The 26769-nt window shown below is 66.3% G+C and carries 26 protein-coding genes and 1 pseudogene; 16 read left to right on the top strand and 11 right to left on the bottom strand.

What is annotated here, in order from left to right; genetic code table 11:
- Positions 1-107 precede the first annotated feature (107 nt).
- Entirely contained in the window at positions 108-866 is a 759-nt protein-coding gene (locus ABW16_RS11550) for an SDR family oxidoreductase (protein ID WP_052956862.1), read from the bottom strand.
- 73 nt (positions 867-939) lie between these two features.
- Here ABW16_RS11550 and ABW16_RS11545 point away from each other — a divergent pair, with 73 nt between their 5' ends.
- From ABW16_RS11545 to ABW16_RS11540, 3 genes are all read left to right on the top strand, one after another.
- Entirely contained in the window at positions 940-1893 is a 954-nt protein-coding gene (locus ABW16_RS11545; RefSeq protein ID WP_047319317.1) for a Rieske 2Fe-2S domain-containing protein, read from the top strand.
- Positions 1894-1905: 12 nt separating this feature from the next.
- Entirely contained in the window at positions 1906-2082 is a 177-nt protein-coding gene (locus ABW16_RS26385; protein ID WP_157864238.1) for a hypothetical protein, read from the top strand.
- A gap of 137 nt (positions 2083-2219) precedes the next feature.
- Positions 2220-2675: a VOC family protein gene (locus ABW16_RS11540; protein WP_047319316.1), complete on the top strand. Its 456-nt coding sequence runs from the start codon at positions 2220-2222 to the stop codon at positions 2673-2675.
- A gap of 22 nt (positions 2676-2697) precedes the next feature.
- Here ABW16_RS11540 and ABW16_RS11535 read toward each other — a convergent pair whose 3' ends face one another.
- Genes ABW16_RS11535 through ABW16_RS11520 form a run of 4 tightly spaced genes read right to left on the bottom strand, consistent with a single transcriptional unit; the run spans position 2698 to position 7431 of the window.
- Complete coding sequence (locus ABW16_RS11535; RefSeq protein WP_047319315.1) at positions 2698-4158, bottom strand: thiolase C-terminal domain-containing protein; 1461 nt, start codon at positions 4156-4158, stop codon at positions 2698-2700.
- The gene (locus tag ABW16_RS11530) at positions 4155-5423 is read right to left on the bottom strand and encodes a cytochrome P450 (RefSeq protein WP_047319314.1); all 1269 of its coding nucleotides are present in this window, start codon (positions 5421-5423) and stop codon (positions 4155-4157) included. The genes ABW16_RS11535 and ABW16_RS11530 overlap by 4 nt, the downstream gene beginning before the upstream one ends.
- Positions 5420-5989, bottom strand: a complete 570-nt coding sequence (locus ABW16_RS11525) for a TetR family transcriptional regulator (RefSeq protein WP_047319313.1) — start codon at positions 5987-5989, stop codon at positions 5420-5422. Before ABW16_RS11525 ends, ABW16_RS11530 begins: the two co-directional genes overlap by 4 nt.
- Positions 5986-7431, bottom strand: a complete 1446-nt coding sequence (locus tag ABW16_RS11520) for an aldehyde dehydrogenase (RefSeq protein ID WP_047319312.1) — start codon at positions 7429-7431, stop codon at positions 5986-5988. The genes ABW16_RS11525 and ABW16_RS11520 overlap by 4 nt, the downstream gene beginning before the upstream one ends.
- Before the next feature lie 120 nt (positions 7432-7551).
- Here ABW16_RS11520 and ABW16_RS11515 point away from each other — a divergent pair, with 120 nt between their 5' ends.
- The gene (locus tag ABW16_RS11515; protein ID WP_047319311.1) at positions 7552-8643 is read left to right on the top strand and encodes a Zn-dependent alcohol dehydrogenase; all 1092 of its coding nucleotides are present in this window, start codon (positions 7552-7554) and stop codon (positions 8641-8643) included.
- A 9-nt stretch (positions 8644-8652) separates the two neighbouring features.
- Here the strand turns inward: ABW16_RS11515 and ABW16_RS11510 are convergent, their stop codons facing one another.
- From ABW16_RS11510 to ABW16_RS11495, 4 genes are read right to left on the bottom strand one after another with little or no spacing between them, the layout of a single operon-like run.
- Positions 8653-9474: an enoyl-CoA hydratase-related protein gene (locus tag ABW16_RS11510; protein ID WP_047319310.1), complete on the bottom strand. Its 822-nt coding sequence runs from the start codon at positions 9472-9474 to the stop codon at positions 8653-8655.
- Positions 9474-11084, bottom strand: a complete 1611-nt coding sequence (locus ABW16_RS11505) for an AMP-binding protein (protein ID WP_412178201.1) — start codon at positions 11082-11084, stop codon at positions 9474-9476. Before ABW16_RS11505 ends, ABW16_RS11510 begins: the two co-directional genes overlap by 1 nt.
- Before the next feature lie 34 nt (positions 11085-11118).
- Positions 11119-11328 carry a ferredoxin gene (locus ABW16_RS11500; RefSeq protein ID WP_047319309.1) on the bottom strand — a complete coding sequence of 70 codons (210 nt, stop codon included), beginning with the start codon at positions 11326-11328 and terminating at the stop codon, positions 11119-11121.
- On the bottom strand, positions 11325-12527 hold the full coding sequence (locus tag ABW16_RS11495) for a cytochrome P450 (RefSeq protein ID WP_047319308.1): 1203 nt from the start codon (positions 12525-12527) through the stop codon (positions 11325-11327). Before ABW16_RS11495 ends, ABW16_RS11500 begins: the two co-directional genes overlap by 4 nt.
- A gap of 278 nt (positions 12528-12805) precedes the next feature.
- On the opposite strand from ABW16_RS11495, the gene ABW16_RS11490 reads away from it, so the two are divergent.
- From ABW16_RS11490 to ABW16_RS11465, 6 genes are all read left to right on the top strand, one after another.
- Positions 12806-13162 carry a Rieske (2Fe-2S) protein gene (locus ABW16_RS11490; protein ID WP_047319307.1) on the top strand — a complete coding sequence of 119 codons (357 nt, stop codon included), beginning with the start codon at positions 12806-12808 and terminating at the stop codon, positions 13160-13162.
- The gene (locus ABW16_RS11485) at positions 13159-14226 is read left to right on the top strand and encodes an amidohydrolase family protein (RefSeq protein ID WP_047319306.1); all 1068 of its coding nucleotides are present in this window, start codon (positions 13159-13161) and stop codon (positions 14224-14226) included. Before ABW16_RS11490 ends, ABW16_RS11485 begins: the two co-directional genes overlap by 4 nt.
- Positions 14223-15392 carry an amidohydrolase family protein gene (locus tag ABW16_RS11480; RefSeq protein WP_047319305.1) on the top strand — a complete coding sequence of 390 codons (1170 nt, stop codon included), beginning with the start codon at positions 14223-14225 and terminating at the stop codon, positions 15390-15392. Before ABW16_RS11485 ends, ABW16_RS11480 begins: the two co-directional genes overlap by 4 nt.
- Positions 15385-16527 (top strand): acyl-CoA dehydrogenase family protein, encoded by a 1143-nt coding sequence (locus tag ABW16_RS11475; RefSeq protein ID WP_047319304.1) that lies wholly within the window; start codon positions 15385-15387, stop codon positions 16525-16527. The genes ABW16_RS11480 and ABW16_RS11475 overlap by 8 nt, the downstream gene beginning before the upstream one ends.
- The gene (locus ABW16_RS11470) at positions 16524-17780 is read left to right on the top strand and encodes an acyl-CoA dehydrogenase family protein (RefSeq protein ID WP_047319303.1); all 1257 of its coding nucleotides are present in this window, start codon (positions 16524-16526) and stop codon (positions 17778-17780) included. The genes ABW16_RS11475 and ABW16_RS11470 overlap by 4 nt, the downstream gene beginning before the upstream one ends.
- A gap of 136 nt (positions 17781-17916) precedes the next feature.
- Positions 17917-19470: an aldehyde dehydrogenase family protein gene (locus ABW16_RS11465; RefSeq protein WP_047319302.1), complete on the top strand. Its 1554-nt coding sequence runs from the start codon at positions 17917-17919 to the stop codon at positions 19468-19470.
- 74 nt (positions 19471-19544) lie between these two features.
- Here ABW16_RS11465 and ABW16_RS11460 read toward each other — a convergent pair whose 3' ends face one another.
- Positions 19545-20171 carry a TetR/AcrR family transcriptional regulator gene (locus tag ABW16_RS11460; protein ID WP_327083214.1) on the bottom strand — a complete coding sequence of 209 codons (627 nt, stop codon included), beginning with the start codon at positions 20169-20171 and terminating at the stop codon, positions 19545-19547.
- 109 nt (positions 20172-20280) lie between these two features.
- On the opposite strand from ABW16_RS11460, the gene ABW16_RS11455 reads away from it, so the two are divergent.
- From ABW16_RS11455 to ABW16_RS11445, 3 genes and pseudogenes are all read left to right on the top strand, one after another.
- Positions 20281-21039 carry a DUF1989 domain-containing protein gene (locus ABW16_RS11455; RefSeq protein ID WP_047319300.1) on the top strand — a complete coding sequence of 253 codons (759 nt, stop codon included), beginning with the start codon at positions 20281-20283 and terminating at the stop codon, positions 21037-21039.
- Entirely contained in the window at positions 21036-21653 is a 618-nt protein-coding gene (locus tag ABW16_RS11450; protein ID WP_047319299.1) for an urea amidolyase associated protein UAAP2, read from the top strand. Before ABW16_RS11455 ends, ABW16_RS11450 begins: the two co-directional genes overlap by 4 nt.
- Positions 21650-23577, top strand: a pseudogene (locus ABW16_RS11445) (carboxyltransferase domain-containing protein). Before ABW16_RS11450 ends, ABW16_RS11445 begins: the two are co-directional and overlap by 4 nt.
- On the opposite strand, the gene purU reads toward ABW16_RS11445, so the two are convergent.
- Positions 23574-24515 carry a formyltetrahydrofolate deformylase gene (gene purU / locus ABW16_RS11440; protein ID WP_230987143.1) on the bottom strand — a complete coding sequence of 314 codons (942 nt, stop codon included), beginning with the start codon at positions 24513-24515 and terminating at the stop codon, positions 23574-23576. The pseudogene ABW16_RS11445 and the gene purU overlap by 4 nt on opposite strands.
- A 143-nt stretch (positions 24516-24658) precedes the next feature.
- On the opposite strand from purU, the gene sepIVA reads away from it, so the two are divergent.
- Genes sepIVA through rnc form a run of 3 tightly spaced genes read left to right on the top strand, consistent with a single transcriptional unit; the run spans position 24659 to position 26769 of the window.
- Complete coding sequence (gene sepIVA / locus ABW16_RS11435) at positions 24659-25396, top strand: cell division protein SepIVA (RefSeq protein WP_047319298.1); 738 nt, start codon at positions 24659-24661, stop codon at positions 25394-25396.
- 39 nt (positions 25397-25435) lie between these two features.
- Positions 25436-26044: a YceD family protein gene (locus ABW16_RS11430; RefSeq protein ID WP_082134070.1), complete on the top strand. Its 609-nt coding sequence runs from the start codon at positions 25436-25438 to the stop codon at positions 26042-26044.
- The gene (rnc, locus tag ABW16_RS11425) at positions 26041-26769 is read left to right on the top strand and encodes a ribonuclease III (RefSeq protein WP_047319296.1); all 729 of its coding nucleotides are present in this window, start codon (positions 26041-26043) and stop codon (positions 26767-26769) included. The genes ABW16_RS11430 and rnc overlap by 4 nt, the downstream gene beginning before the upstream one ends.

The raw sequence follows: 26769 nt of genomic DNA, 5'->3' as shown, positions 1-26769 counted from the left end.
ATGATTACCGTCATCCGGATCGCTACTGAACTGACGCTAGCCGATCGCGCGCGGTAAGTCTAGCGGTAATTATTACCGTAAAGTCGCGGGTTTCGGTCCGCGCGTCGTCACATGCTGGCGCGCTTCGCCGCCCGCGCCTCGGCGACACTCTGTCCTGCGGTACCGCTGCCGCCGGTCATCTCTGCGAACGGTCCGCGGTAGGGAGCGCGAAACAAGACATCGGGCACCACCATCCGCGGCGGCAGGGCGGCGAGCCACGCAACGACGTCGCCGACATCGGCAGCAGGCAAGGCGCTGAACGCATTGACCGACTGATCCATCATCGGGGTGCTAACCGGGCCGGGCGACACCAGGCTGACGTTGATGCCATCGGTTTCCAGCTCGGCCGCCAACGCCTCGGCCATCGCATTCATCCCCGCTTTCGCCGCGGAATAGGCGGTCAGCCCCCGCATTGGGCGTGTCGCGGAGGTGGAGGACACCAGAATGATGCGCCCGCCGACGTTGATCGCCGGCAACGCGGTATGCACGAGGACATACGCCGAACGCAGGTTCGCTGCGATCACCTCGTCGAACGTCTCGACCGACTGTTCACGCGCCGCCCGGCCCTTGAGGATGCCCGCCGCGTGCACGACGACGTCGATACCCTCGGTCGCGGTCGCGACGAGATCACCCAGACGCGCCTCGTCGTTGGCGTCGCAAGCCAGGCACCCTGCGCCCAGTTCCTCGGACAGGCGGTGCAGGGGTTCGCTACGCCGACCGCTCAGGAGCAGGGCGTAGCCCGCGGCGTGCAAACTGCGCGCGCACGCCTCACCGATGCCACCGGTGGCGCCGATTATCAGGGCCGTGCCGCGTTTTGATGCAATCATTATAAAGATGCTAGTTTTGGCTTCATCGGCTCGTCAACGCGCCGCCCCCGGCGATCGCGAAAGAAGGTAAGTCATGGCCCGCCGCATCGACCTCCCGCCCTTCCCCGACAGCTGGTATCGCGTGGCGGCGTCGGATGCCGTGTCGGCGGGAACACTGATGGCGGTGCGCGCCTTCGGACGAGACTTCGCCTGTTACCGGGGGCGGAACAGTGGGGAGGCCCACGTCTTGGATGCCTACTGCGCTCACCTGGGTGCGAACATCGCGGTCGGCGGGTTCGTGGAGGACGACAACATCGTCTGCCCGTTCCACCATTGGCGCTACGACGGCTCCGGTCGCAATGTCTTGATCCCGTACCGCGATCAGCCGAACCGCACGGCACGTCTCGGTTGTCTGCCGACCCTTGAGCGCAACGGCCAGATTCTGGTCTGGTACTCCGAATCGGGCAGCAAGCCGACGTGGGAGCCGCCGGCGTTGACCGAACTCGACGGCGACGGATACGTCGTCGTCGAATCCGACACCTGGATCATCCGGTCGCACGTTCAGGAGATCTTCGAGAACACCGTCGACATCTCCCATTTCCAATACGTCCACGGTGTACCGGGTTTCGGCGCCGTGGAACTCGTCGAGGACGGCCCGATGTTCCGGTCGGTCGCGAGTGTCACGATGAACACCCCGCGCGGCCAGGTGGAAGGCGCGATCGAGTCGGAGCTGTGGGGGCTCGGTATCGACGTCGTGCGTCAACGTGGAATCGGCGACGGCCGTGTGATGTTCACGATCACACCCGTCGAGGACACCGTGCTGCGGGCGCAGTACATCTTCGTGCTCCGGCGGGATCCGGAGACCGGGGGACCCGACCGCTACGGCGCTGGTCTGATGCGGGAGTTCAGCCGGCAGATCATCCAGGACATCCCGATCTGGGAGAACAAGATCTTCCGGCCAGCGCCCAAACTGGCGACTGGCGAGAGCGCCATCATCGAATACCGGCGCTGGGCCGAGCAGTTCTATTCGTATGCGGCGGTGAACTGACCGGGGCCGAAGATGAACAGGTCGTGGACGGACATCCACTTCTCGTTCAGCCTTCCGAGCGAGGACTGGGAACGCTTGGACGCCATGCTGCGCGCCCGTGGCACCAGCCTCGGGCTGCAGTTCAAGCGCGCGCTGGTCGAATGCCTGCACGAGGCCGGGGTGGACCCGGGACATCTCGATCCGCCGTGATCAAAGCATCGACACTGCAATGGAATTCGGACCTGATCGACGAGAGTGGCTTGCGTCGGTGCCAATCCCGCTCAAGCCCTTGCCATTCGACCGCTGATGGGCGATCGTTGCTACGTCAGCGGCGGCGAGGAGAAGACATGACCATCGTGCACCACAGCGGGATCTGTCCGGCCGACATGGATGCGTCGCTGCGGTTCTACCGGGACGGAATCGGACTCGACGTCCTGGTCGACACTGTCTTGGAGACCGATCTGGAACCCCTGCTGGGCCGGCTGCACACCAGCACGGTGCGAACGGTGTTCCTGGGCGACGCGCAGAATCGGGGCGGTGGGATCGTTGAGCTGCTGGACCTCGGCGCACCGGAACTGAAGAACGATCCGCAGCAGCCGGGCGTGCCGACCCGGGGCTTGTTCCTGCTCTCCGTGCAGGTCGATGTACCGGCGGTACTGTCGCGCCTGGCCGATTTGGGTCTCGGCGGGACGCCACGGATGCTGCACACGAGTCGCGGTGACCTTCTCGCTGCGACCGTGCGAGACCCCGACGGGGTGACCGTCGAGCTGTTGCGAGCCGACCGCGCGGTCTTGGGAGGCTAACGGTGGCAAGCACCGCGCGTCCTCACCAACGCGCTTCGTTTCGTTGACCGTCGGTGGACACCACCACCTCGGTGCCGACCAGCTCCCGAGATTCGGCATCGGCGAGCAGGTCCGGCTGGTAGACCCGGGCCAGTGCCCGGCCCTGGTCGGTGTCGAGCACCACCAATCCCTGCCCCGGTGTGCCGTCGCGGCGGTGCGCGACGGTGTACGCGCGCACAGTGCCGGGGCCGGACCACGCCGTCAGTAGCGGCCGGCGCGGCTGCTCGGCATCCACCTGGGCTTGCAACGCGATGCGATCCGCCGGTTCGGCCGGTGCCGGGGTGGACGACCATACGGCGGCCACGTGTTTGGCCAGATGCATTCCGACCCCGGTGATCAGCGCCCGGCCGCCCCTGTCCCGCAACCGGTCGAACGTGCTGGCGATGGCGTGCAGCTGGTACGCGCTGGCCGGGCCGCCGGCGTAGGGCAACCCGCCGGTCACGGTCAGGCCGCGGGAGTCGTCCAGGGCCAGCCCCAGCGCGTCGCATGCCAGTCGCAGCGACGACGGAAAGCACGAATACAGATCGAAAACGTCGATGTCATCAAGCGCCAGGCCTGCGGCACGCAGCGCGTGCCGGCCCGTGACGGCCATCGCCGCCGAGCGCGCCATGTCCTCGCGTTCGGCGACACTCGCCGGGTCCTCGGCGTAGGCGTAGCTGGTGAGATAGAGGCGTCGGCCCTCGTCAACGCCGAGGGCGTCGGCCTTCTCGGCGGTGGCCAGCAGCAGCGCGGCAGACATATCGACATCCATGACCGCGACCTCGTGTTTGGTGTACGGCCAGCCGACGTAACGGTTGGCCGCCGTGGGCGTGCCGACCGTGGCGGCATCGAGCACCACAGGCCGCCAGGCATGCGGATTGGCCGCGGCGACGTTGGTCATCGCCGCCATCATCGCGGCCGCCTCTGCGGCGTCGTCGGCCAGTGACGCACCGATCTTGGCCCGCCGGGCAGTGTCCCACAGCGGGAACGTCTCCCATGCCTGGTGCACTTCGTGCGCGACCTCAGCAGGATGCGGGGGCTCCCAGGGGAACGGCGATGATTTGCGGTAGCTCCACGGCAGGCGTTCGCCGGCCTTTTTCGCGGTGCGCACCGTGGCCAGAGCTTCGCCGCCGACGATCAGGGCGAGGTCCAGTTCACCGCGCAGCATCGCTTCCGACGTCTGGTTCACCAACAGCTGCGGTGTGGTGCCCCCGATGCCGGAGTAGTGCCGGTGGCGGGGATCGGCACCCAGGGCGGTGGCAAGCCTGCCCACCGGGTCGTCGTACGGCCAGGATTGGCAGTAGACCACCTGCAGCGAATCAATTTGCGCCAGGGCGTGTTCGACACCGGCGTCCTTAGCCGCTTCGCGGGCGCGGTCGGCCCAGCTCACCAACGGCTCGGGGGCGCGACTGTCGCGTTCGGTTCGCTGCGATGCGCCGATGAGGCATAGTGAACGGCCGCTCATCGCGCCGCTCCAGTCGTGCAGGGCAATGCCTTGATGCCGTGAAAGAACGAGGAGCGCAGTCGATCTGGCTCTCCGGTGACGGTGAGATTGGGCACGCTCGGGTATAGCTCCTCGAGCATGACTCGCAGTTCGAGGCGTGCCAGATGCGCGCCCAGGCAGAAGTGCACACCGCCGCCGCCGAACGCGGCGTGGCCCGCGTCGGGTCGGGTGATGTCGAACTCGTCGGCCCGCTCGAACACCGCCTCGTCACGGTTGGCCGACAGATAGTGCATGAGCACCCAGTCGCCGGCGGGGATTCGTTGATCACCGAACTCGACGTCGGTGGTGACGGTACGCCGGAAATGCATGACCGGCGTGGACCATCGAAGTAATTCCTCAACGGCGGGCCGAACCGCCGCCGGATCGGCGGCCAGCAGGGCCTGCTGGTCGGGGTGCTGTGACAGGGCCAGGATTCCGTGACTGAGCGTGTTGCGGGTGGTTTCATTTCCGGCGATGGCCAATAACAGGAAGAATTCGTTGAGCTGGTCGCGATTGAGTCGTTCGCCGTCGACCTCGGCTACCAGCAGTGCCGACAGGATGTCGTCGGTGAGCCCGTGCTTGCGTCGGTGATCGACGAGTTCGCCGCAGTAGGAAAACATCTCGGCCACGGCCTGGCCGAGCGCTTCCGGTGTCGGCGCGTAGTCGGGGTCCTCGATGCCGAGGCTGCCGATGGCGTTACTCCAGCGGAACACCTCGAGCCGGTCCGACGCGGGCACCCCGAGGACGTCCGCTATCACCTGTAGCGACATCTCGGCGGAGATGTCGGGTACCGCGTCGAAATCGCCCTTCGCGGTGATGTCGGCAACGATGTTGCGTGCGACCTTGCGCATGTGCGGCTCGAGTCGCTGGACATTTCGCATGGTGAAGCCCTGGTTGATCAGCTTGCGGAAGTGCACGTGCCGCGGCGGGTCGATGCCGGGAAGCATCGCCGATGTCGGCCCCATCTCGACCTCGACCAGAGTGTTGCCCCGGCTGCTGCTGAAGGTTTCGCTGTCGCGGCTGACGCGCCGAACGTCGGAGTGCCGAGTCAGCAGCCATGCCCTCGGCAGATTCGGCAGCGAGACCGGATGAACCGGAGCGTCGGCCCGCAGGCGCGCCAACGCTTCGAACGGCGCACCCACCACATAGGTGTCCGGATCCAGAACCGTTGCGGCATCACGGTCGGCCGCACTGTCCTGGTTCTCGGGAGTCAGTGACCCCGGCAACGTCGGGACTTGAGTGCTCATCGCGTGCCCGCCGTCGCCCGAATACCTTCGATGATCACGCGGAGTCCTTCCAGATAGCAGCTATCGGCCTGCTTTTTACGGCGACTTCCGGTTCGAGCCGGCCGGGATTCCTCAAGACTGATCGACCCGAGCAGGTAGGTGTAGAGCACCGCGTGGGCGGCATCGGCGCTGGCCGCGGTCAGTCCGGCCTCGGCGATCAGAGCTCGGCTGAGTGTGTCGAGAGAACGCGCAGTATGTCCAATACCGTTGGTCTGCAATACATTGGCAATTCCAGGAACATCCAGCATCACGTTTCGCGCAGCGCTGTACAGCGCTGTCAGCCGGACGTCCCAGGGGCCGGGCTCCGGTTCGGCGATGGAGGCCAGCACCGATTCGGCAAGAAGGTCCAGGGCAGCCTGTTTGCCGGGAACGTGGTAGTACACCGACGGTGCCTTCGCGCCCAACTCGGCGGCCAGCTCCCGCATCGTGACTCGCTGGACGCCGACTCTGCGTGCCAGGCTGTAGAGCGCTGCGACCACTTGGTCACGATCGAGTTCTCCGTATGCGCGGCGCACCGGGGCGGTCATCCCGGCACCCCATAGACGGATTTGATCTCGACGTATTCGTCGAAAGCTTCCGGGCCGTACTCCCGGCCGATGCCACTGGACTTGAACCCGCCGAAAGGAACCCCGAATTCCGGTGCGAACGAGTTGATCCCGAAGGTCCCGGTGCGAACGCGGCGGGCGATGTCCAGTCCTGCGTGCCGATCTTTCGTCCATACCGAACCGCCCAGGCCGTAGGGGGAGTCGTTGGCGATCCGGACCGCGTCGTCGATGTCGTCGTAGGGAATCACCACCACGACCGGGCCGAAGATCTCCTCGCGGGCGATCCGCATCGAATTGTCGACATCGCGGAACACGGTGGGTTTGACGTACTGCCCGTTCGTCAGCCCGTCGACGCCGCCGGGACCGCCGGCCGCCACCGTCGCGCCTTCTGCGACACCGAGTTCGAGGTAGCCTTCCACGCGTTGTCGCTGGCGAGACGAAACGAGCGGCCCGATGTAGGTCTGGGGATCGGTCGGGTCTCCCACGGAGAACTCTCCTGTTGTCTCGGCGAGGGCGGTCGCGATCTCGTCGTAGCGGGAGCGCGGTGCCAGGATCCTGGTCTGCGCGACGCAGGCCTGGCCGTTGTTGAGGAACGACGAGAAGCGAAGTCCCGCGATGGTCCGTTCCAGGGATGCGTCCTCGCAGATGATCGCCGCAGATTTCCCGCCCAGCTCCAGACTGAACCGCGCCAGCCGGTCCGCGCAGGTCCGCGCAATCCAACGCCCCACCTCGGAACTGCCGGTGAAGGCGATTCTGTCCACGTCCGGGTGTTCGACAAGGCGGCGGCCGGCTTCGGTTCGGCCTGGCAGCACGGCGACGACTCCGTTGGGCAGGTCCGCTTCCGCAAGCATCGTGGCGAGCAACATCGCGTCGAGCGGTGTCTCCGGTGCGGGCTTGACGATCACCGGACAACCGGCGATGAGCGCCGGGAACAACTTGGCGGCGATGGTCACCTGCGGAACGTTCCACGGCGTGATGACACCGACCACGCCCGCCGGTTCTCGGACCACCATGCTGGTCCCGCGTTTCTCCCACCAGTCGTAAGAATCGGCAAAGCTCACGGTCTGCTGCATCAGGGCGAGCGGACCCGTTCCATGCGCGGCCTCGGAGAACCACACCGGTGAACCCATCTCGGCGGTCACCAGCGCGGCCATCTCGCCGGTCCGGCGGCCGTACTCCTCGAGAAACGGACGCAGCGCGGCGATCCGCTCCGCAACGCTCATCCGTGGCCAGGGCCCGTCGAATGCCCGGCGCGCGGCGGCGACCGCGATGTCGATGTCCTCCGGGGAAGCGACCGGGGCGGACCCAACACGAGTCCCGTCATGCGGCGATCTGACGTCGAAGGTTTCGGTAGAAGTCGGTTGGCGCCAAGTCCCATCGAGGAAGAACTGCGGGAAGTCGTGCACAGCGTGGCAGGCATCCATGGCGCGCTCCGGGTCAGATTCGAACAACGATCGAAACTGAGAATAGCAATACCGGAGTAAAAGATCCAAGGTACTCACAAAGTGCGCGAGACATTACCTTGAACCGCTACGATCCGTACCATGAGCGAATGCGCCGCCATCCTCCGTAGCATCGGAAATGCATTGGAGGTAGCGGACATCGAGCTCGCGCCGATCGCTCCTGACCAGGTCAGGGTTCGGATCGCCGCGGCGGGCGTCTGTCACTCCGATCTGTCACAGGCCACCGGTGCGTTGCCTGCCGGGACGCCGACCGTCCTCGGTCATGAGGGCGCGGGCGTCATCGAGGCCGTGGGTTCGGAGGTGCGCCACGTGAAGCCAGGTGATCATGTCGTAATCTCCTGGGTCGCCGCGTGTGGACACTGCTGGTTCTGTCGCCACGGCGAAGTTCACCTCTGTCGCAACGCCATCCCCGACAGCTATTCGATGCCGTACGCCACCGATATCGCCGGTGCCGCCTTGTTCACGTCGATGGGTGTGTCGAGCTTTGCGACTGCCACGAATTGTCTTGGGCGAGCAGTGGTCCCGATCGATGCGGACATTCCGTTGGATATCGCGTCGCTCATCGGCTGCGGTGTCGCCACGGGAGCGGGCGCGGCGCTCAATACGACGCCCGTCGCGCACGGCAGTTCGGTGGCCGTGATCGGCCTCGGCGGCGTCGGCCTGGCGTCGCTGATGGCGGCCACGCTCCGCGGGGCGGCGGTGGTCATCGGGGTCGATCCGGTCGCGTCGCGGCGTGCGGTTGCCGGCGAGCTCGGCGCCACCCACGTGGTGGATCCGGCGGACGGTGACGTGGCCAAGCAGATCCGTTCGCTCACCGGCCGCCGCGGCGCGGACTTCGTCTTCGAAGCCGTCGGCCGCGCCGCAACGATCGAGACCGCGATCGCGGCCACCCGCCGGGGCGGGACCACTTGTGTGGTGGGCGCTGCGCTGCCCGAGGAGCGTGTCGCGCTGTCGGCCTACGACCTGTTCATGAACGGCAAGTCCCTGGTCGGCTGTCAATACGGTTCGGTGGTTCCCGAGCGTGACTTCCCGATGCTGTTGGACCTGTGGCGGGCAGGTCGGCTCCCGCTCGAAAAACTCATCACCCGCCGGGTACAGCTGGAACAGGTGAACGAGGCGTTCGACGACCTCACGCGCGGAGTCGGTATCCGAACCGTGATCGTCAACGACTGACCGCCTTGATCACCGTCCCGACCATCGGGGCGGCCGCTTCTCCGCGAATGCGCGCGGCCCCTCCTTCGCATCCTCGGTGGCGAAGATCTCCTTGGAGATGCGCGACTCGATTCGGTACGCCTCCCTCATGTCCACCTTCAATCCCTCGAGCACGCTACGTTTCGTGGCCTGCACCGCCAGCGGGGCGTTCTTCGTGATCCGGCTGGCGTACTGGAATGCGGTGTCCAGCAACTCATTCTCGGGTACGACCGCGTTGACCAGACCCATCTCGTAAGCGCGTTGCGCGTCGATCTGGTCGGCGCACAACAGGAACTCCATCGCCTGCGCGAACGGTACCTGCCGGGGGAGTCGAACAGTGGTGCCGCCACCGGCGAACAGGCCGCGCGCGGGCTCCAAGACACCGAACGTGGCCTGCTCGCTGGCAACCCGGATGTCGATTCCGCCGAGCATCTCCATGCCGCCCGCCACGCACGGCCCGTTGACGGCAGCGATGATCGGCTTGTAGATCTTGGTTCCGCGCAGCACGGCCTCGGTTCCGTCGGACAGCGAATACTCACCGATCGAGGAGGCTTCACCGGCCTGAATCTTCTTGGCGAGCGCGGTGATCTCCGGGACGTAGGTCTTCAGGTCGGCGCCGGACATGAACGACCGCCCGACCCCGGTGAAGATGGCGACCCAGGCCGCATCGTCGGCGGCGAAACGCTTCCAGGTCTGCGCGAGCTGGTGGAAATGCTCAAGGTCACAAGCATTCTTGGCTTCCGGCCGGTCCAGCGTGATCAGCGCGACGTGGTCTGCGCCTGGGCGGGCGCCGAGCTCATAGTGAACGGGCATCAGTTCTCCTCGGGCTGTGGTCGCACCGCAGGTGCGGGCGACGGGTAGGCGTCGATGCGATCGTGGGCCAGAAAGTCGCGACGTAGCCGGTCTTTATCAGCGTCTGTCATCGGCAGGTAGCTTTCGGAGCGATCCGGGCGCCACCAGATTTCGTCAGCACACAGCCAGGCGTCCCGTTTGAGCGGCTTCTTGTCCAGCTTTCCATTGCCGACCTGGGGCAGCCGGGGGGTGATACGGACGAACCGGGGCCGCCATTTCGTACCGAGATCGGCCTGGTCGGCCAGAAAGGCGGCGAACTTCTCCGGTTCGAAAACCCGCCCCGCGGTGAGCTCCAGCGCCGCCAGCACTTGATCACCGGCCGCCGGATCGGGGACACCCACCACGGCCGCCGCCGCGGCATCCGGATATCGCGCGAGAATTCGTTCGATAGGTGCGGCGGCGAAGTTCTCCGAGTCCACCCGCAGCCAGTCGCCCACTCGGCCGGCGAACCAGAACACCCCGTCGTCGTCGCGATAGGCCAGATCTCCGGACCAGAACCAGCCGTCGCGTAGGCGTTCGGCATCGGCCTGCGGGTTGTTCCAGTACCCCTCGAACGAACCAGCGGCGTTGCGGCGCACCAGCTCACCGATCGCCGCTTCGGCGTTACGGAGCCGGCCGCGGTCATCGAATCGGGCGCGCTCGCACTCGGCCCCCGTGGGACCGACGACGGCTATGTCGGCGCCGTGCGGAGCCGTGCCCAGTGAGCCGGGCTTGCGCGACGGCATGAGAATGACCCCGCCCTCGCTGGAGCCGTAGCCCGCAAGCACCGTGACACCGAACCGCTCCTCGAACGCCTTGGTATCGCGCGGTGATGCCTCGGGCGCGAGCACAACACGTAGCCGATGGTCTCGATCGTTTTCGGTGGGCGGGGTGGCGAGGACGTAACCCAGCGCTCGCCCTACGGTGTTGGTGAACGTCACGTCGTGGCGGCGAACGTCGTCCAGCCATGCGGTTGCCGAGAATTTCTCCCGCAGAACAATGCGCGCCCCGCCGGCGACCGCCGGCAACAGGATGGAGCTCAACGCATTTCCGTGGAACAACGGCATCGGGCAGTACAGGACGTCATTCGGGCCGAATCCGGTCATCGTCGACGCGGCCAGGCGGCCCTGGCTGCGCTGCACCGCCTTGGGTGCTGAAGTCGACCCGGATGTGAAGAGCAGGAACATGTTCGACGACGCCGGGGGATCGGTCGACGGGAGCGGTGCCGCGTCGTAGTCGGCCCACGGGCGGTCCTCGACGCGCAGCGCTGAGGGAAGCAGATCTGCGAAAGTGGCATCGGTCAGTACGAGCTGGCACGCGGTGTGCTCGACATCGCGTTGCAGTTCCGCACCTCGTCTCGTTGAATTCACCCCGACGATGCAGGCGCCGGCCAGGGCGGCGCCGTAGATCAGGAACACGTATTCGGGCACGTTGGGCAGCAGCACCCCGATATGGGGTGGACGCGAGCCGTCCAGCGTGGCGCGCATCCATGCCGCCCGGCCGGCGGCTTCGCCGACGACCTCGCGCCACGTCCATGATCGGCCGGCGTGTACGAGGGCGACGTTGTCGTCCGCGGCGCGGGCACGTACCAGAGCGGCGATTGTGGCGGCCGGGTTCGCAGATCGATTAATCGTCCGTCCCTTCGGTCTCCACGATGCAAAGTGCCTGCCTGGGGCATCGGCGGACAGCTTCGCGGACATCGTCTTCGGTCGCCGGTGTGATCTGCGGCCGAAGAATCCTCAAGACATCGTCGTCGCCGAGATCGAAAACCTCGGGATTGATCCCCATGCACACGCCATTGCTCTCACACAGGTCGTAGTCGACTTCGACTCTCACCGCGGTATCCGTACCGGCACGTTCGACCAGCCGGCGACGTTGGTCATGGCCACCCGCTTCAGGCCGGCCTCCTGGACTTCATACTGCGGCATGAAGTCGAGCAGCTTCTCCAGCGCGATCGCGCTCTCCATCCGGGCGAGCGCGGCGCCCAGGCAGCTGTGCGTGCCGTATCCGAAGCCCAGGTTCTGCGCTTCGGCGGGATCGCGGTCGATGTCGAAAACGTCGGGATTGGTGAAGGCCCGTTCGTCGCGGTTGGCCGAGCCGGCGATCAGCATCACCGGCTTGCCGGCGGGGATGGTGGTGCCATGCAACGTAACGTCTGTCGTGCTGCAGCGCACCAGATACTGGGCCGGCGCCTCCCAGCGCAGTAGCTCCTCGATGGCTGCGGGAATCTTGCTGCGGTCGTCGAGGAGCTTCTGCCACTGGTCGGGGTGCTGGGCAAAGGTGACCACGGCGTTGCCGATCAACTTGGTGACGGTTTCGGCGCCCGCGCCGCCCAACAACGACAGGAAGCCGGCGATTTCGATGTCGTCGAGGCTGGTCATCGTTCCGTCGTCGCGTTCGACCTCGACGCTGATGAGCCGGCTGATCATATCGTCCTGTGGGTTTGCGCGGCGCTCCTGGATCAGGTTGTAGTAGAACATCCCGGTGTCGATCCCGGCCTGGATCCCGGCCTGCGACATCTCGAAATTGCCGTATTCGCGCTCCAATTGGATGTCGAGCCAGAGCCGGATCTGCTGACGATGTTCGGCCGGAACGCCGAGCATGCTGGTGATCACCTCGACGGGAAAGAGCGCCGAGAAGTCCTGCACGACGTCGAACTCGTCCGAGTTCACCGCGGCGAGGAATCGTGCGATCTGTTCGTTGACCAGTTGTCGTTGGGCCTCCATCGCGCGCGGGGTGAACACCTTGTTCACCAGGCTGCGCATCCGCCGGTGCTCGGGCGGGTCCATCATGATGATCAGCGGCGGCATCGGTTCGCCCGACTTGACCATCTGCAGGTCGACTCCGCGCTTCGACGAGTAGACCTCGAAGTTCTTGAACCCGGGCGCCACATCGCTATGCCTGGTCAGCGCGTAGAAGTCGTACTTCTCGTTGTAGTAGACCGGGGCTTCGTCGCGCATCCGCCGGTAGGTCTCATAGGGGTTGTTGAAGAAATCCTCGGAAAACGGGTCGAAGACCACCTTGGACGTTGTCACCGAGTTCCTCCTCCGTGCGCCGTTCAGGCGCGCTGTTGACAACCGATCGGGGCTCTTGCGGCGGGTGCGGGCGGGTTGCCCAGGGACGTGACCACCGGTTGGACGCTTGTTCCCGGACCGCCACAACGGTAATGTCCACGGTAACAAAAACCGTATCCAGTGGGGAGCCCTTTGTGCAAAACCCTGAGCGCCGTCGCGCGGCGCTGGGCTCGATCGGATCGCCGTGTTTGTGACGCGGTCAGTGACCGGGCCCGTATCGGTGATCTGAGCTGACGACGATGCAACGGGTGCTGGTGTGTGCGATTGAGGATTTACCGCCGGGGACGATGAAGCTCGTGCCGGCTGGAAAGTTCGGCGTCGGCGTCTACAACGTCGGCGGCACGGTCTATGCGATTGCGAACTACTGCTCACACGAAGGCGCCCCATTGTGTCTGGGGGCCGTCCGCGGCACCACGGAGTACGCGCCCGAGGAACCAGGCTTCCTGCGATATGTGCGTGACGGAGAGATCGTCCGGTGTCCCTGGCACCAGTGGGAATTCGACATCACCACGGGCAAGTCGCTGGCCAATCCACGCAAGCGGGTTCGGACCTACGAGGTCGATGTGATCGACGGGCAGGTGTATCTCACAGCATGACGAACTCCGGTCCGGTGATCGATACGAACGTACAACCACACTTCCGCTACAACGCGGAGATCCGGAGGTATCTCGACCCCGCCTCGAAGCTCCGCGCGATCCCGGACGTCGAGCAGCAGTGGTATCAGGCGCCCCGCGGCGACTATCGCCAGGATCTCTACGGTGAGCACTACCCGGGTTCGGATCGGGAGACGCTGTGCCGCCACCTGTTCGACGACTTCGGAGTCGACTACGCCATCCTCAACCCGTTGACCCGGGGCAATATCGCCGACTACCTGTTGAACAGCAGAATCTGTGCGGCGACCAACGACTGGCTCATCGACCGGTGGCTCGACGCAGACACCACGGGTCGATTGCGGGGCACGATCCGCGTCAATCCGGAAGACGTGGCGGGAGCAGTCGCAGAGATCGAGCGACTGGCGGGCCACCCCAAGATGGTTCAAGTCGGGGTGCCCATGCAGTCTCGCGAGCCGTACGGCAAGCCGATGGTCGAACCCATCTGGGCGGCCGCCGCTGCGGCGGGTCTACCGGTCGCGGTTCACATCAACGGCGGCAACGGCGTCGACCGGCCTCCGACGTTCGCCGGTCATGCGCACACCTACCCCGGTTACGCGGCCTTCATGCCGCTGAACTACTTCGTCCACCTTGCGACGCTGATCATCGAGGGTGTCTTCGGGCGGCACCCCACGCTCCGATTCGTGTTCGCCGACGGCGGCTACGACATCCTGACGCCGTTGATGTGGCGCCTGGACATGTTCTGGATGTCGATGCGCGACCAGACGCCCTGGGTCGACCGGCCCCCGAGCGAGTACCTGCCCGATCACGTGCGGTTCTGTTCATCGGCGCTCGACGGTCCCACCGACTCCGCCCTCGTCGAACGATGGATTGATTTCTCGGGCAAGGCGGATCTGCTGATGTACGGGTCGAGTTACCCACATTGGTCCACGTCGCCGCCGCGGTCTATAGCTGCCGGGCTGGAGCAATCGCAACGCGAAAAAGTCATGTGGCGCAACGCCGCCGACCTCTATGGGCTCACGTCGGTGATGGAAGGAATGGTCCGATGACCACGATTGAGCAGACGAGCGTGGACCTATCGGAACCGGGCCATGTCGCGGTCGGTTTGGTCGACACCGACGTTCACCCGGTTGCGGCATCGGTTGAGGAGCTCAAGGGATATGCGCCGGCCGAGTGGGTGGACAAGATCTGGCCGACCGGCAATGCGGTGATCCCGGTGCCGCACTTCTACGACACCGCCGATTCGTACAAGTCGATGTCGATGCGGGTCGACGCCACCCCTCCGACTGGGGGATTCGCCGGGTCCGACCCGGAGTACGCGGCCAAGCAGCTGCTGATCGAGGCCGGGGTGAGCATTGCGGTCCTTGAGCCGATGTGCGACGCGCAGCTGCCGCAAGCCGAGCACGTACTGAAGTCCACATACAACGATTGGCTTGCCGACGTCTGGCTGGATAAGCACAATGCGCACGGACGTTGGCGGGGCTCGATCAGCGTCAGCGCGCAGACCCCCGACGACGCGGCACGCGAGATCGAGCGATGGGCCGGGCATCCGTACATGGCGGAAGTACTGATGACGCCCCAGACCCGCGGAATACCTTTCGGCAACCCGCATTTCGATCCGCTCTACGCCGCGGCCGCCCGCAATGGCCTACCGGTCGCCACCCACCTGATGGGGCAGACGCCGTTTGAACTGATCCCGTACTATCCGGTCGGCAATCCGGCGCATTGGCATGACTTCTTCGCGTCCTGGCCGCTGCTGTACGTGTCGCATCTGATGAGCCTGGTTTTCGACGGTGCCTTCGACCGGCATCCCGACCTGCGAGTGGTATTCGTCGAGGGCGGCTTCACCTGGGCGATGCCGGTGATGTGGCGGATGGATCGGATCTGGGAGGAACGACGGGCTGACCTACCCCACGTTCGCCGTCGACCGTCAGACTATGTGCGCGAGCATGTCCGCTTCACGACCCAGCCGATCGAGGACGCCGATGTCACGGTCTACCGGGAGTACTTGGAGATGATGGACCTGGGCGACAACATCATGTTCTCCACCGACTACCCGCACTGGAGCTATGACTCGCCTACCTGGGCGATCAACCGATTCCCGAAGGATCAGCGCGAGCGGATCATGCGCGGCAACGCGACGGCGTTATACGGCCTCCCCGCGACCGTACGGGCGCTGCCGGGCGAGAAAGTCGAAGGGCCAGAACATGACTGAGGTCGATTCTGCGGAAATGGCGCTTTTCGCGTCGACATCGCGGTCGTTTCTCGACAAGGAAGTGCCGCTGAGTCGGTTGCGCGAGCTGCATGCCGTCGGTGCGCCCATCGAGCCGGCCTGGTGGCGCCGTGCTGCCGAACTCGGTTGGGCCGGTTTGTTGGTGCCCGAGGAACTGGGCGGGGGATCGGTCTCCGGCAACGGTGTTGCGGACCTGGCCATGATCGCCGTCGAGCTGGGACGGAACATCGCGCCCGGGCCCCTTCATCCGGTCAGCACCGTGCTGGCCGGGCTCGTCGAGGCGGCGGACGGCTCCGCCCACGAGAAGACCATCGAGGCGTTGGTGTCCGGGGAGCTGACCGCGTCCTGGGCGGCGTACGAGCCGGACCGGCCTTGGGCTCCGCTGAATCCCGCTGTGACCGTGACGGCCGTCGACTCCGGCTATCGGGTCGATGGTGTGAAAGACCGAGTCGAGGCCGGGGGAGAAAGCGACCTGCTGCTGGTAGTCGCCCGCGGCGACGACGGAGTGTGTCAGGTCCTGGTGCCGACCGACGCACCTGGAGTGGTGATCGAACCGGAACCCACACTCGATTTCGTCAAGCGTTACGCCCGTGTGCAATTCGACGGTGTCCGCATCCCTCGGTCTGCCGCGGTTGGGACGGCCGGCGAGGCGGAACGCCAGATCGAGCGCCAGGAACAGATCGCCCTGCTGCTGCAATGCGCGGAGACCGTCGGCATCCTCGACACGGTGTTGGCCCTTACCGTGCAATGGGCCTTCGACCGTCACACCTTTGGGCGCCCACTGGCCTCGTACCAGGCGTTGAAACATCGGTTCGCTGACATGAAGATGTGGCTCGAAGCCTGCCGCGCCACGACAGCCGCGGCGGTATCCGACATCGCAGCTCGATCGCCGCAAGCCGGACTGTCGGCGAGCATTGCCAAATCCTATGTCGGAGAACGCGCATGCCCCATCGTGCAGGATTGCATCCAGCTGCACGGTGGAATAGGTGTCACCTGGGAACACGACCTTCATCTGTACCTGCGGCGGGCCGCGTTATACCGGTCCCTGCTCGGTACGCCAGAGGAGCACAACCTCCGCATCTACTCGCATCACGAGGGTTTGAGGGCCGTGATATGAACGATTCGAAGTCTCCCGCCGAGGTTGGCGAGTCTGTCGCCGAGTTCCGCGACCGGGCCGCAAAATGGCTCGCCGCGAATATGCCGCGCCTGGACGCCGGCGCCTCTGCGGTCGCCCCTCGTGACGATGACGCCGCGTGGCAGCGCGCGCGCGAACTGCAAGCCATACTGTTCGAGGGCGGGTTCGCCGGCGTCTGTTTTCCTCGTGAATACGGAGGTCTGGGACTCGACATCGCCTACCAGCGAGCACTCGACCAGGAGACGCTGGGATACGAGATGCCGCTGATCCTGAACGTCCCGTCGTTCGCCATCTGTTGCGCCACAATTCTCGACACCGGAAGCGAACAGCAGAAGTCCGAGCACATCTCTGCTGCCTTACGCGGTGAGGAGATCCTGGTGCAGTTGCTGTCCGAGCCCAGCGGCGGCTCGGATCTTGCCGGTGTCATCACGCGCGCCGACCGGCGTGGCGACAAATGGATCCTCAACGGCGCCAAGACCTGGAGCAGCAGCGCATTTGCCGCGGATTACGGCCTGTGTCTGGCGCGCACCAACTGGGACGTACCCAAACACGAGGGACTCACCATGTTCCTCGTCCCGATCGACGCCCCAGGTATCACCCTGCGCAGGATCAAACAGCTCAACGGGTCCACCGAGTTCTGCGAAGAATTCTTCGACGGCGTGGAACTGGATGACAGCGCGGTGCTGGGTGAGGTGAACCAGGGATGGGCCGTCGCCACCCGACAGTTGTTTCACGAACGCCGGGCCGTCGGGCAGAGTTCGGAGTTCTCCAGCGGGATCGGGGCGGAAGGCTCCGAGCCGGTGCTTGACCTCGTTGGGCTCGTTGACCGCACCGGGCAGAACGGCAGCGACAGGGTGCGGGAGATGGCAGGCCGGGCGTTGGCACACCGGGCGGTACGCGACCAACTCAGCGACCACGTCTACCGCAGCGTCGTGGACGGAGCACTGCCGCCGACGGCGGGTTCGATCATCCGCCTCTTTCACGCCGACACCGACAACCTGGGTCTCGACACCGCGCTTGCGATAGCGGGGCCGGCGGGTGTGGTCGGCGGATCCATCGACATCGGGCTGCGGTATCTGTCCCGGCAGGGTGTGTGTCTGGGCGGCGGAAGTACCGAGATGGCTCGAAACATCATCGGCGAGCGGATCTTGAGTTTTCCCCGTGAGTACGCCGCCGACCGGGGTGTGCCGTTCAACCAAGTACGCAAGAACCGTGCGGAACCTGCGAAGGGCTGACCGTGGGGATTTGCGATCGCCGACGATCGCCGAGAACTCGCGGAGGTCGCCCGGCGTTATCTTGCTTCGCCGCAGGACCTTTCGTTGGCCGTGCGGGTCAAAGAGGGCCTGAACCACAGGAATCGGAGGACCAGACATGACAACGGCGCCTACTGTTGGGGGATCGGAAGACGCGGCATCGGCCGGTCCGGATACGAGCTCGGTACTCAACGCCCGAGTGGCAACGCGGGCTGAACCGCGGATGTTGATCGACGGCGTGCTGCGTGAGGCTGCCTCAGGCGCACGGTTCGACAACATCAGTCCGGCGACCGGGGAGGTGCTCGGGAGTACCGCGTCGGCGTCCGAAGACGACATGGATTCGGCTATCGCCGCGGCCCGCAACGCGTTCGACAACACTTCGTGGTCGAGCGATCACGCCTTCCGGAAACGCTGCCTACTTCAACTGCAGGAGGCGCTCGAGCGGGAGAGTGGGGATCTCCGGGAGGAGCTGATCGCCGAGGCGGGCGCGCCGCTGCTGACTACGTATATGGCGCAACTGGACTGGCCGCTCTCCGATGCCCTGACCTATCCCGCCGAGCTCATCGACAGCTACGCCTGGGAGCGTGAGCTCGGCCCGGGCACTGCGATGCCCGAGGGCAACCACCGCGTCGTCTACAAAGAGGCGGCCGGGGTGGTGGGAGCCATCACCGCCTGGAATTTCCCGTTCGAGATCGTGCTGAACAAGCTCGGCCCGGCGCTTGCCACCGGGAACACGGTGGTGCTGAAACCGGACCCGAACACGCCCTGGAATGCCACCAGAATCGGCAGGCTGATCGCGGAGCACACCGACATCCCCGCCGGCGTGGTCAATGTGGTGCCGACCGATAACACCTCGGTTGCGTCCAGGCTGGTCACCGACGCCAGAGTCGACCTGGTCTCTTTTACCGGATCCAGTGAGGTGGGGAAGCTGATCACCCGGCTCGGCGCCGACACCGTCAAACGGCTGTTCCTCGAACTCGGCGGCAAGTCTGCTCTGGTCATGCTCGACGACGCGGACCTCGATGCGGTGATTCCCGGCTCGCTGGCGGTGTGCATGCACGCCGGACAGGGGTGTGCGGTCACCTCCCGGGCGCTGGTGCCCCAGAACAGGTTCGACGAGTTTGTCGAAAGGGCCGTCGGCCTTTTCGCGATGATGGTTCCCGGCGATCCCGCCCGCCCCGAAACGTTCATCGGTCCGGTGATCAACGTCAAGCAGCGTGAGCGCATCCTGGGATTCATCGACAGGGCCCACAGTGCCGGTGCCGAAGTCGCGGTCGGAGGGTCGGTTCCGGCCGGCCTCGACCCCGAACTGGCGGGGGGAAACTACGTGTCGCCGACGGTCATCGTGGGTGTGGACAATTCTTTCGAGATTGCCCGAGACGAAGTGTTCGGTCCGGTGCTGGTGGTATTGCCGTACTCGGACGAGGCCGAGGCGTTGGCGATCGCGAACGACAGCCCCTATGGGTTGTCCGGTTCGGTGTTCTCGGCATCCCGGGAGCGCGCAATGGGATTCGCCCGGCGGGTGCGCAGCGGATCGATGATGGTCAACGGCGGCCTGTTTTACGGCGCGGACTCCCCATACGGCGGCTACAAGATGAGTGGCAACGGCCGCCAGAACGGCCTCGAAGGTTTCGAGCAGTACCTGGAGACGAAGGCTGTCGGCTACCACTAGGCCCTGACCTCGAAACACATCGACCGGTGATCTGCCAGGGGCAGAAACGCCGCCTGTCGTTGGACCCGAGCGGCTTATCCCGGCTGCACTCCCAAACGCTGCGAAGTCAGCGGGCGCATCGTGGTGAAACCGCTGGTGCAGCCCAGCACCCGTAGCGCCGCTTCGGCGATGGTCCACGGATAATCCGGCGGACAGCAGCCGTCGTCGGAGCGGCGGTTGATCACCGCCTCCACCAACCGGAACGGTAGGTCGTCGGCATCGGCTGGACCACCATGGTCGGCGATCACCGCACGCGACAGCTCCTGGTAGTGGCTGCGCAACTCGCTGCGGCGCCGGCGGAAGGCGGCGAAGCGCTCGAGGCGGAGCTCCGGAAGCAGATACAGGGTGCCCAGATTCCAGGCACCGCCGCACAATTGCGCGGTATCGGCGACCACGAGCGTGTGCAACCGCGGAGCGCTCGGCCCTGTTTCGGCCAACAGCTCGGCGGCCAGCTGCACGGAGGTGTCGACGGTGTCGGCCAGCAGCGCGTCGAGGATGTCGTCCTTGGCGGCGAAGTGGTGATACAGCGAGGCCTGCCGAATCCCGACGCTCTCGGCGATGCGCCGGGTCGAGGTGGCGGCGTAGCCGACGGTGGTGAACAACTCCGCCGCGGCATCGAGGATCTCGTCGCGCGCGCTGCGGCCCGGCCTGCTGGAAGCCACCAGGCGGGGACGCCCTCGTCGATCGGTCTGCACGCCTTACTGCCTATCACGCGCGAGGTCTGGCGCACTAAAACCTGTCAGTTGATAGGAAATGTGCTAGCTTCCTGTCATGGACAATCCACGCACCGATTCCACCGACGGGGCGCGTTCACATGCGCGCGCTCAGGTGCAGCGCGCGTCGATGCGCATCCCGACGGCCCCGGGCGACGTCGACCCGGCGACGATGATCTGGGCCGAGTCGATCCCGGGAGGCGGTTACGCCACCAAGGTGCTGGCCCGTGGCAGCCGGGTCCGGCTCATCGACATCGAGGGCGGCGCGTGCGCGAACCTGCTGCTGTACCGCGCCGAGGCCCCCTGGGAACGGCTCAATGTCGCCGACACCATGAAGGTGCCGTGGCAGGCATACCTCGGCGTCGGCCATCCGTTGTTGTCCGATCAGGGCCGGGTGCTGGCCACCGTCGTCGCCGACTCTTCTGGCCACCACGACATGCTCTGCGGCCCGGAAGCCACCGGCCGCCAGTTGCTGCTGCTGGGGGCGACCAAGCACGGCATGGACATTCGAGACGTGGCACCGTCGGTGTCGTTGTTCCGCGGAGTCCGCGTCGACCCCGCCAGCGGCGCACTGGAATTCACCGGGTCCGCGGGTGCGGGCGCCGCGGTCGACCTGCTGGTCCACCTGCCGGTGGTGCTGGTGCTGGCCAACGCTGCCCACCCGCTGGATCCCGACCCGCCTGAGGGCGCGCTGGACGTGCTCGGCTGGCAAGCCGGCGAGCAGTTGGCCGACCTGGCCAACCAGGACCCGGAATACCAACGCGCGGTGCAGAACACCGAGGCGGCCTGGGCCGCCGGATCGGGGACGCGATCATGACGAACCCCGCGCAGATCCTCTCCGACGAGGTGGTGGCCGCCCGCGCACCGTGGTCGGCGGTGGTGCGCGCCGGAGACCTGCTGCAGATCATCGACCTGCACGGCAACCAGGCGGTGGACTGCCTGCTCTACGACGCCGCCGACCGCACCCGCCGCTACAGCGCCCAGGCCACCGTCGCAGCCGAGCGCAACATCTTCTTGAGCACCGGATCGGTGCTGCGCAGCGCCGACGGCACCGCCCTGATGACGGTCGTCGCCGACGACGTCGGCAACCACGACACCCTCGCCGGGGCCTGCTCGCAGGAATCCAACACCCTGCGCTACGGGCATCACACCGCCCACCAGCACGCCTGCGTGGAGAACTTCCTCGTCGAAGGCGCCCGGTGGGGCCTGGGCAAACGCGACCTCGTCTCCAACATCAACTGGTTCATGAACGTCCCCGTCGAAGCCGACGGCACGCTGGGCATCGTCGACGGCCTCTCGGCCCCGGGCAAGAGCCTGACCCTGCGCGCGGAGACCGACACTCTGGTGCTGGTGTCGAACTGCCCGCAGATCAACAACCCGTGCAACGGCTTCGACCCGACACCGGTGCGGATGGTCATCAGCCGGCCATGATCGGCATCGAGGTGGTCTCCCCGGGCATGTTCACCACGGTGCAGGACTGGCCCGGGCGCGTCGGCTACTGGCACGTCGGGGTGCCGCCGTCCGGGCCGATGGACGACCTGTCGTTTCGGGTCGGCAACCGGGTATTGGGCAATCCCGAAGGCGCAGCCGGGTTGGAATGCACCAAAGCCGGACCGGCCCTGCGGTTTTCGAGCTCCGCCTGGGTATGCGTTACCGGCGCCGCGGTGCCGGTCAGTCTGAACGGTGCGCCGGTTCCGCAATGGCAGTCGGTGCGGGTCCCCGCCGGTGGAATGCTTGAGATCGGGGTGATTCCCGGGCCCGGGATGCGCTGCTACGTCCTGGTCGAGGGAGGCATCGCCGCACCGGAATTCCTGGGCAGCGCAGCAACCTTCACCCACGGCGTGTTGGGCGGTCACCACGGCCGGGCGCTGCGCGAATCGGATCGCCTCAGCGCCGTCGGCCGGGGCGGTGCCCCACCGTCCCTCACCCGCGCCCCGAGCCAGAGCCAGCCCAGCATCGGCCGGCACTGGGAGCCACCACCGACTACACCGTGCACTTCAACTCCGACCGCACCGGCGTGCGACTCGTCGGGCCGAAACCACGATGGGCTCGTCCGGACGGGGGAGATGCCGGCCTGCACCCGTCCAACATTCACGACACCGCGTACAGCATCGGGGCGCTGGACTTCACCGGCGACACCCCGATCCTGCTCGGCCCCGACGGGCCCAGCCTCGGCGGATTCGTCTGCCCGGTGACGGTGGTGCGCGGCGACCGATGGAAACTGGGACAGCTCTCGCCCGGCGACACCGTGCGGCTGGTGCCGATCCGTGCCGACCACGCTCCACCGGAGGCAGCGCTGAGTCTGCAGCGGCGCGCGGCATGGCCCGTCGTGGTCTCCCGCTCCGGCGACGGTGACGGCGGAGTGTTGCAGCGCTACACCGGACGTGATGGGACGGCCGTCACGCTGCGGCGCGCCGGTGACAGTGGAGTCCTGCTCGAATACGGGCCGATGGCATTGGATTTGGCGCTGCGGGCGCGGATACAGGTGCTCTACGACCAACTCCGTGAACGTCGGCTGCCCGGGCTGGCCGAACTGACTCCCGGTGTGCGATCACTGCAGATCCAGTTCGACGCCGAGCAGTTCTCGTGTGCCGAGGTGATCGACGAAGTGGCCGCCATCGACGACGCCCTGCCGCCCTGCGACGAGCTCATTGTGCCGAGCCGCTCGGTGCGCCTGCCGCTGAGCTGGGACGACCCCGCCACCCGTGAGGCCATTCGCCGCTACATGTACGGGGTGCGGGCCGACGCTCCGTGGTGCCCGTCGAACATCGAGTTCATCAGGCGCATCAACGGACTCGACGACATCGCCCAGGTGTATGACATCGTGTTCGGCGCGCAGTACCTGGTGTTGGGCCTGGGCGATATCTACCTCGGCGCGCCGGTGGCCACCCCGCTGGATCCCAGACACCGGCTGGTGACCACCAAATACAATCCGGCCCGCACCTGGACGCCGGAGAACGCCGTCGGGATCGGCGGGGCCTACCTGTGCATCTACGGCATCGAGGGGCCCGGCGGGTACCAGTTCGTCGGGCGCACCACTCAGGTGTGGAACCACCGGCACGCCACGGCCGGGCTGTTCGACCCCGAAACTCCTTGGCTGCTCCGCTACTTCGACCGCATCAGCTTCTATCCGGTCGAAGCCGAGGAGCTACTGGAGTTACGTGCTGAGATGGCCGCCGGACGTGGCCGGGTCGATATCGCCGACGGCGAGTTCTCGCTGCCGGCCTACCGCCGGTTTCTGGACGGCAATGCCGAGAGCATCGCCGGGTTCCGCCGCCAACAAACGGCCGCGTTCGCCGCGGAGCGCAGCGCTTGGCGTCAGGCCGGCGAAATCACGACCACCGCCAGCGTTTAGAGCACCACCGTTTCGTTGCCCACCCGGATCACCCGGTCCTGGCAGTGCCATTGCACCGCGCGCGACAACACCGCCCGTTCCACATCAGCGCCCAGTCGCACCAGATCGCTGACAGTGTGAGTGTGGTCTACCCGCACCACGTCCTGTTCGATGATCGGGCCCTCGTCCAGCACCTCGGTGACGTAGTGCGCGGTGGCGCCGATCAGTTTCACGCCGCGTTCCCGGGCTCGCTGATAGGGCGCTGCACCGATGAACGCCGGCAGGAAGGAATGGTGGATGTTGATCAGCGGACAGCCCACCGCCTCGATGAAGTCGCCGGTGATGATCTGCATATACCGGGCCAGCACCACCAGATCGACGTTGCCGCAGAGCAACTGCAGCTGACGCTGTTCGGCTTCGGCGCGAATGTCGCGGGTGGCGGGGATGTGGAAGAACGGCACCCCGAACGGGCGTACCTGCTCGGCCAGCTCCGGGTGATTGGAGATCACCATCGCCACGTTCATCTCCAGCTCGCCGCGGCGGTTGCGCCACAACAGGTCCAGCAGGCAATGGTCGGTCTTGGACGCCATGATCGCCACCCGCTTGGGCTTGGCGGCCTCGGTGAACCGGTAGTCCATCGCGAACTGCCTCGCCACCGTGGCACCGAAGCGTTCTTGGAGCCCGTCGAGGGCCGCCGGCAGACCGGGCAGGTGAAAGATCGCCCGCTGCACGAAAGTCCCGTCTTCGGGGGCGGTCGAGTGCTGATCCAACGAGATGATGTTGGCTCCGGCCTCGGCGAGAAAGGCGCTGACCGCGGCGATGATGCCGTGGCTGTCCTGACAGCTCAGCAGCAGCCGGCCGATATCGGTGGTCGCCGGGGTGCCGGACTGTTGCGGATAGCCCTGTGCAGCCTGCCCTGGTGTCGCGGTGCCTCCGTGGCCCCCAGAACCGTTCGTCATGGCCGCCCTTCGCCGATCTCCGACTTCAACGGGTCAGGCTACCGGTGGAGTGGACGAGAATCCGACACACCGGGCGACTAACACAGTCACACACGTAACACAGGGCACACTAGTAACAACAACTATGCCTGGAGGGTGCTGCCGTGTACCGAGTGTTCGAAGCCCTTGACGAACTGGGCTCCATCGTCGAAGAGGCCCGTGGCGTGCCGATGACGGCAGGCTGCGTGGTGCCCCGCGGTGACGTCCTGGAGTTGATCGACGACATCCGCGACGCCATCCCCGGGGAACTGGACGACGCCCAAGATGTGCTTGACGCCCGCGACTCGGTCCTCAACGAGGCCAAGGAGCACGCGGACTCGATGGTCAGCTCGGCCACCGCCGAAGCCGACTCGCTGGTCAGCCATGCTCGCGCGGAGGCCGACCGGTTGCTGGCCGACGCCAAGGGGCAGGCTGACCGGATGGTGGCCGAGGCTCGCGGACACAGCGAGCGGATGCTCGGCGAAGCCCGCGAGGAAGCGGCCCGGCTGAGCGCCACCGCCAAGCGCGAGTTCGAGACCGCCACCAGCCGCGCCCAGGCGGAATGCGACCGACTGGTCGAGAACGGCAACGCTGCCTACGAGAAGGCCGTGCAGGAGGGCATCAAGGAACAGCAGCGGCTGGTGTCGCAGAACGAGGTGGTGGTGTCGGCGCGCGCCGAATCCACCCGGCTGATCGACTCGGCACACGCCGAGGCCGACCGGATGCGCGGCGAATGCGACATCTACGTCGACGCCAAACTGGCCGAATTCGAGGACTTCCTCAACGGCACGCTGCGCTCGATCAATCGTGGTCGTCACCAACTGCGTACCGCCGCGGGCACTCACGACTACGCGACTCGCTGACCCGAGAACGCCGACTAACGCGCTGCGTAGAATCGCGGCATGGCGAGGCACCCCGGCGCAGGTATGAAGGCAGCACGACGACAGCAGCCTGCGCCGTTCGTGGTCAATGTCTCCCGGTTGGGGCGGCGCCCCGGTGCGTTGATGCCGCTGCACGAGCAGCGGATCAGCCCCACCCGCATCGGGCTGGATTTGGTGGCGATTCCGGCGGATGGCGCAGTCGATCTGGATCTGCGGGTGGAGTCGGTCTCCGAGGGTGTTCTGGTCAGTGGTGTGGTCTCGGCGCACACTGCGGGCGAATGTGCGCGCTGCCTGCAACCACTGACCGGCGACATCGAGGTCGAGTTGACTGAGCTGTTCGCCTACCCCGACAGCACCACCGATGCCACCACTGACGACGACGAGATGGGCCGGGTCGTCGACGACGCGGTAGACCTCGAACAGGCCATCGTCGACGCGGTCGGCCTGGCTCTGCCATTGTCCCCGTTGTGCGACCCGGACTGTCCGGGACTGTGCCCGGACTGCGGGGTGGTGCTGGCCACCGCCGAGGCCGGCCATCACCACGACAAGATCGATCCGCGCTGGGCGAAATTGGCGGGAATGCTGGAACCGCAGGACGGCGCCGGGCCGAGCGACGACGGTGAGCGGTGAGCCGTCCCCGGCAAGCCGTGCTGGACGCACTCGGCGTGGACCTGCCCGACGACCTGCTCACGTTGGCCGTCACGCATCGCAGCTACGCCTACGAGCACGGCGGCCTGCCCACCAATGAGCGCCTGGAGTTCCTGGGCGACGCCGTGCTCGGACTGACCATCACCGACGAGCTGTTCCACCGCCACCCGGACCGGCCCGAGGGCGACCTCGCCAAACTGCGCTCCAGCGTGGTCAACACCGCCGCCTTGGCCGATGTGGCGCGGGGCCTGACCGAGGACGGACTGGGGGCCCACCTGCTGCTCGGCCGGGGCGAGGAAAACACCGGCGGCGCCGACAAATCCAGCATCCTGGCCGACGGGATGGAGTCCCTGTTGGGGGCGGTGTACCTCCAGCACGGCATCGACACCGCCCGGGAGGTGATCCTGCGCCTGTTCGGTCCGCTGCTCGACACCGCGGCCACGCTGGGCGCCGGCCTGGATTGGAAAACCAGCCTGCAGGAACTGACGGCCGCCCGCGGTCTGGGTGTGCCGTCCTATCAGGTCACCTCCACCGGACCCGACCACGACCGCGAGTTCACCGCGACCGCCGTTGTGTCCGAGACCGCCTACGGCACCGGCGTCGGCCGGACCAAGAAAGAAGCCGAGCAGAAGGCCGCGGCAGCGGCCTGGCAGGCCCTGGACGCCTCGGACACCCCGGCTGCAGTGAACGAAGCGCCGCAGGCCTGA

Origin of the sequence: Mycolicibacter heraklionensis, assembly GCF_001021505.1 — a bacterium.
GTDB lineage: Bacteria > Actinomycetota > Actinomycetes > Mycobacteriales > Mycobacteriaceae > Mycobacterium > Mycobacterium heraklionense.
The sequence above is the reverse complement of the archived record's forward strand: the minus strand, read 5'-3'. Positions and strand labels throughout refer to the sequence as shown.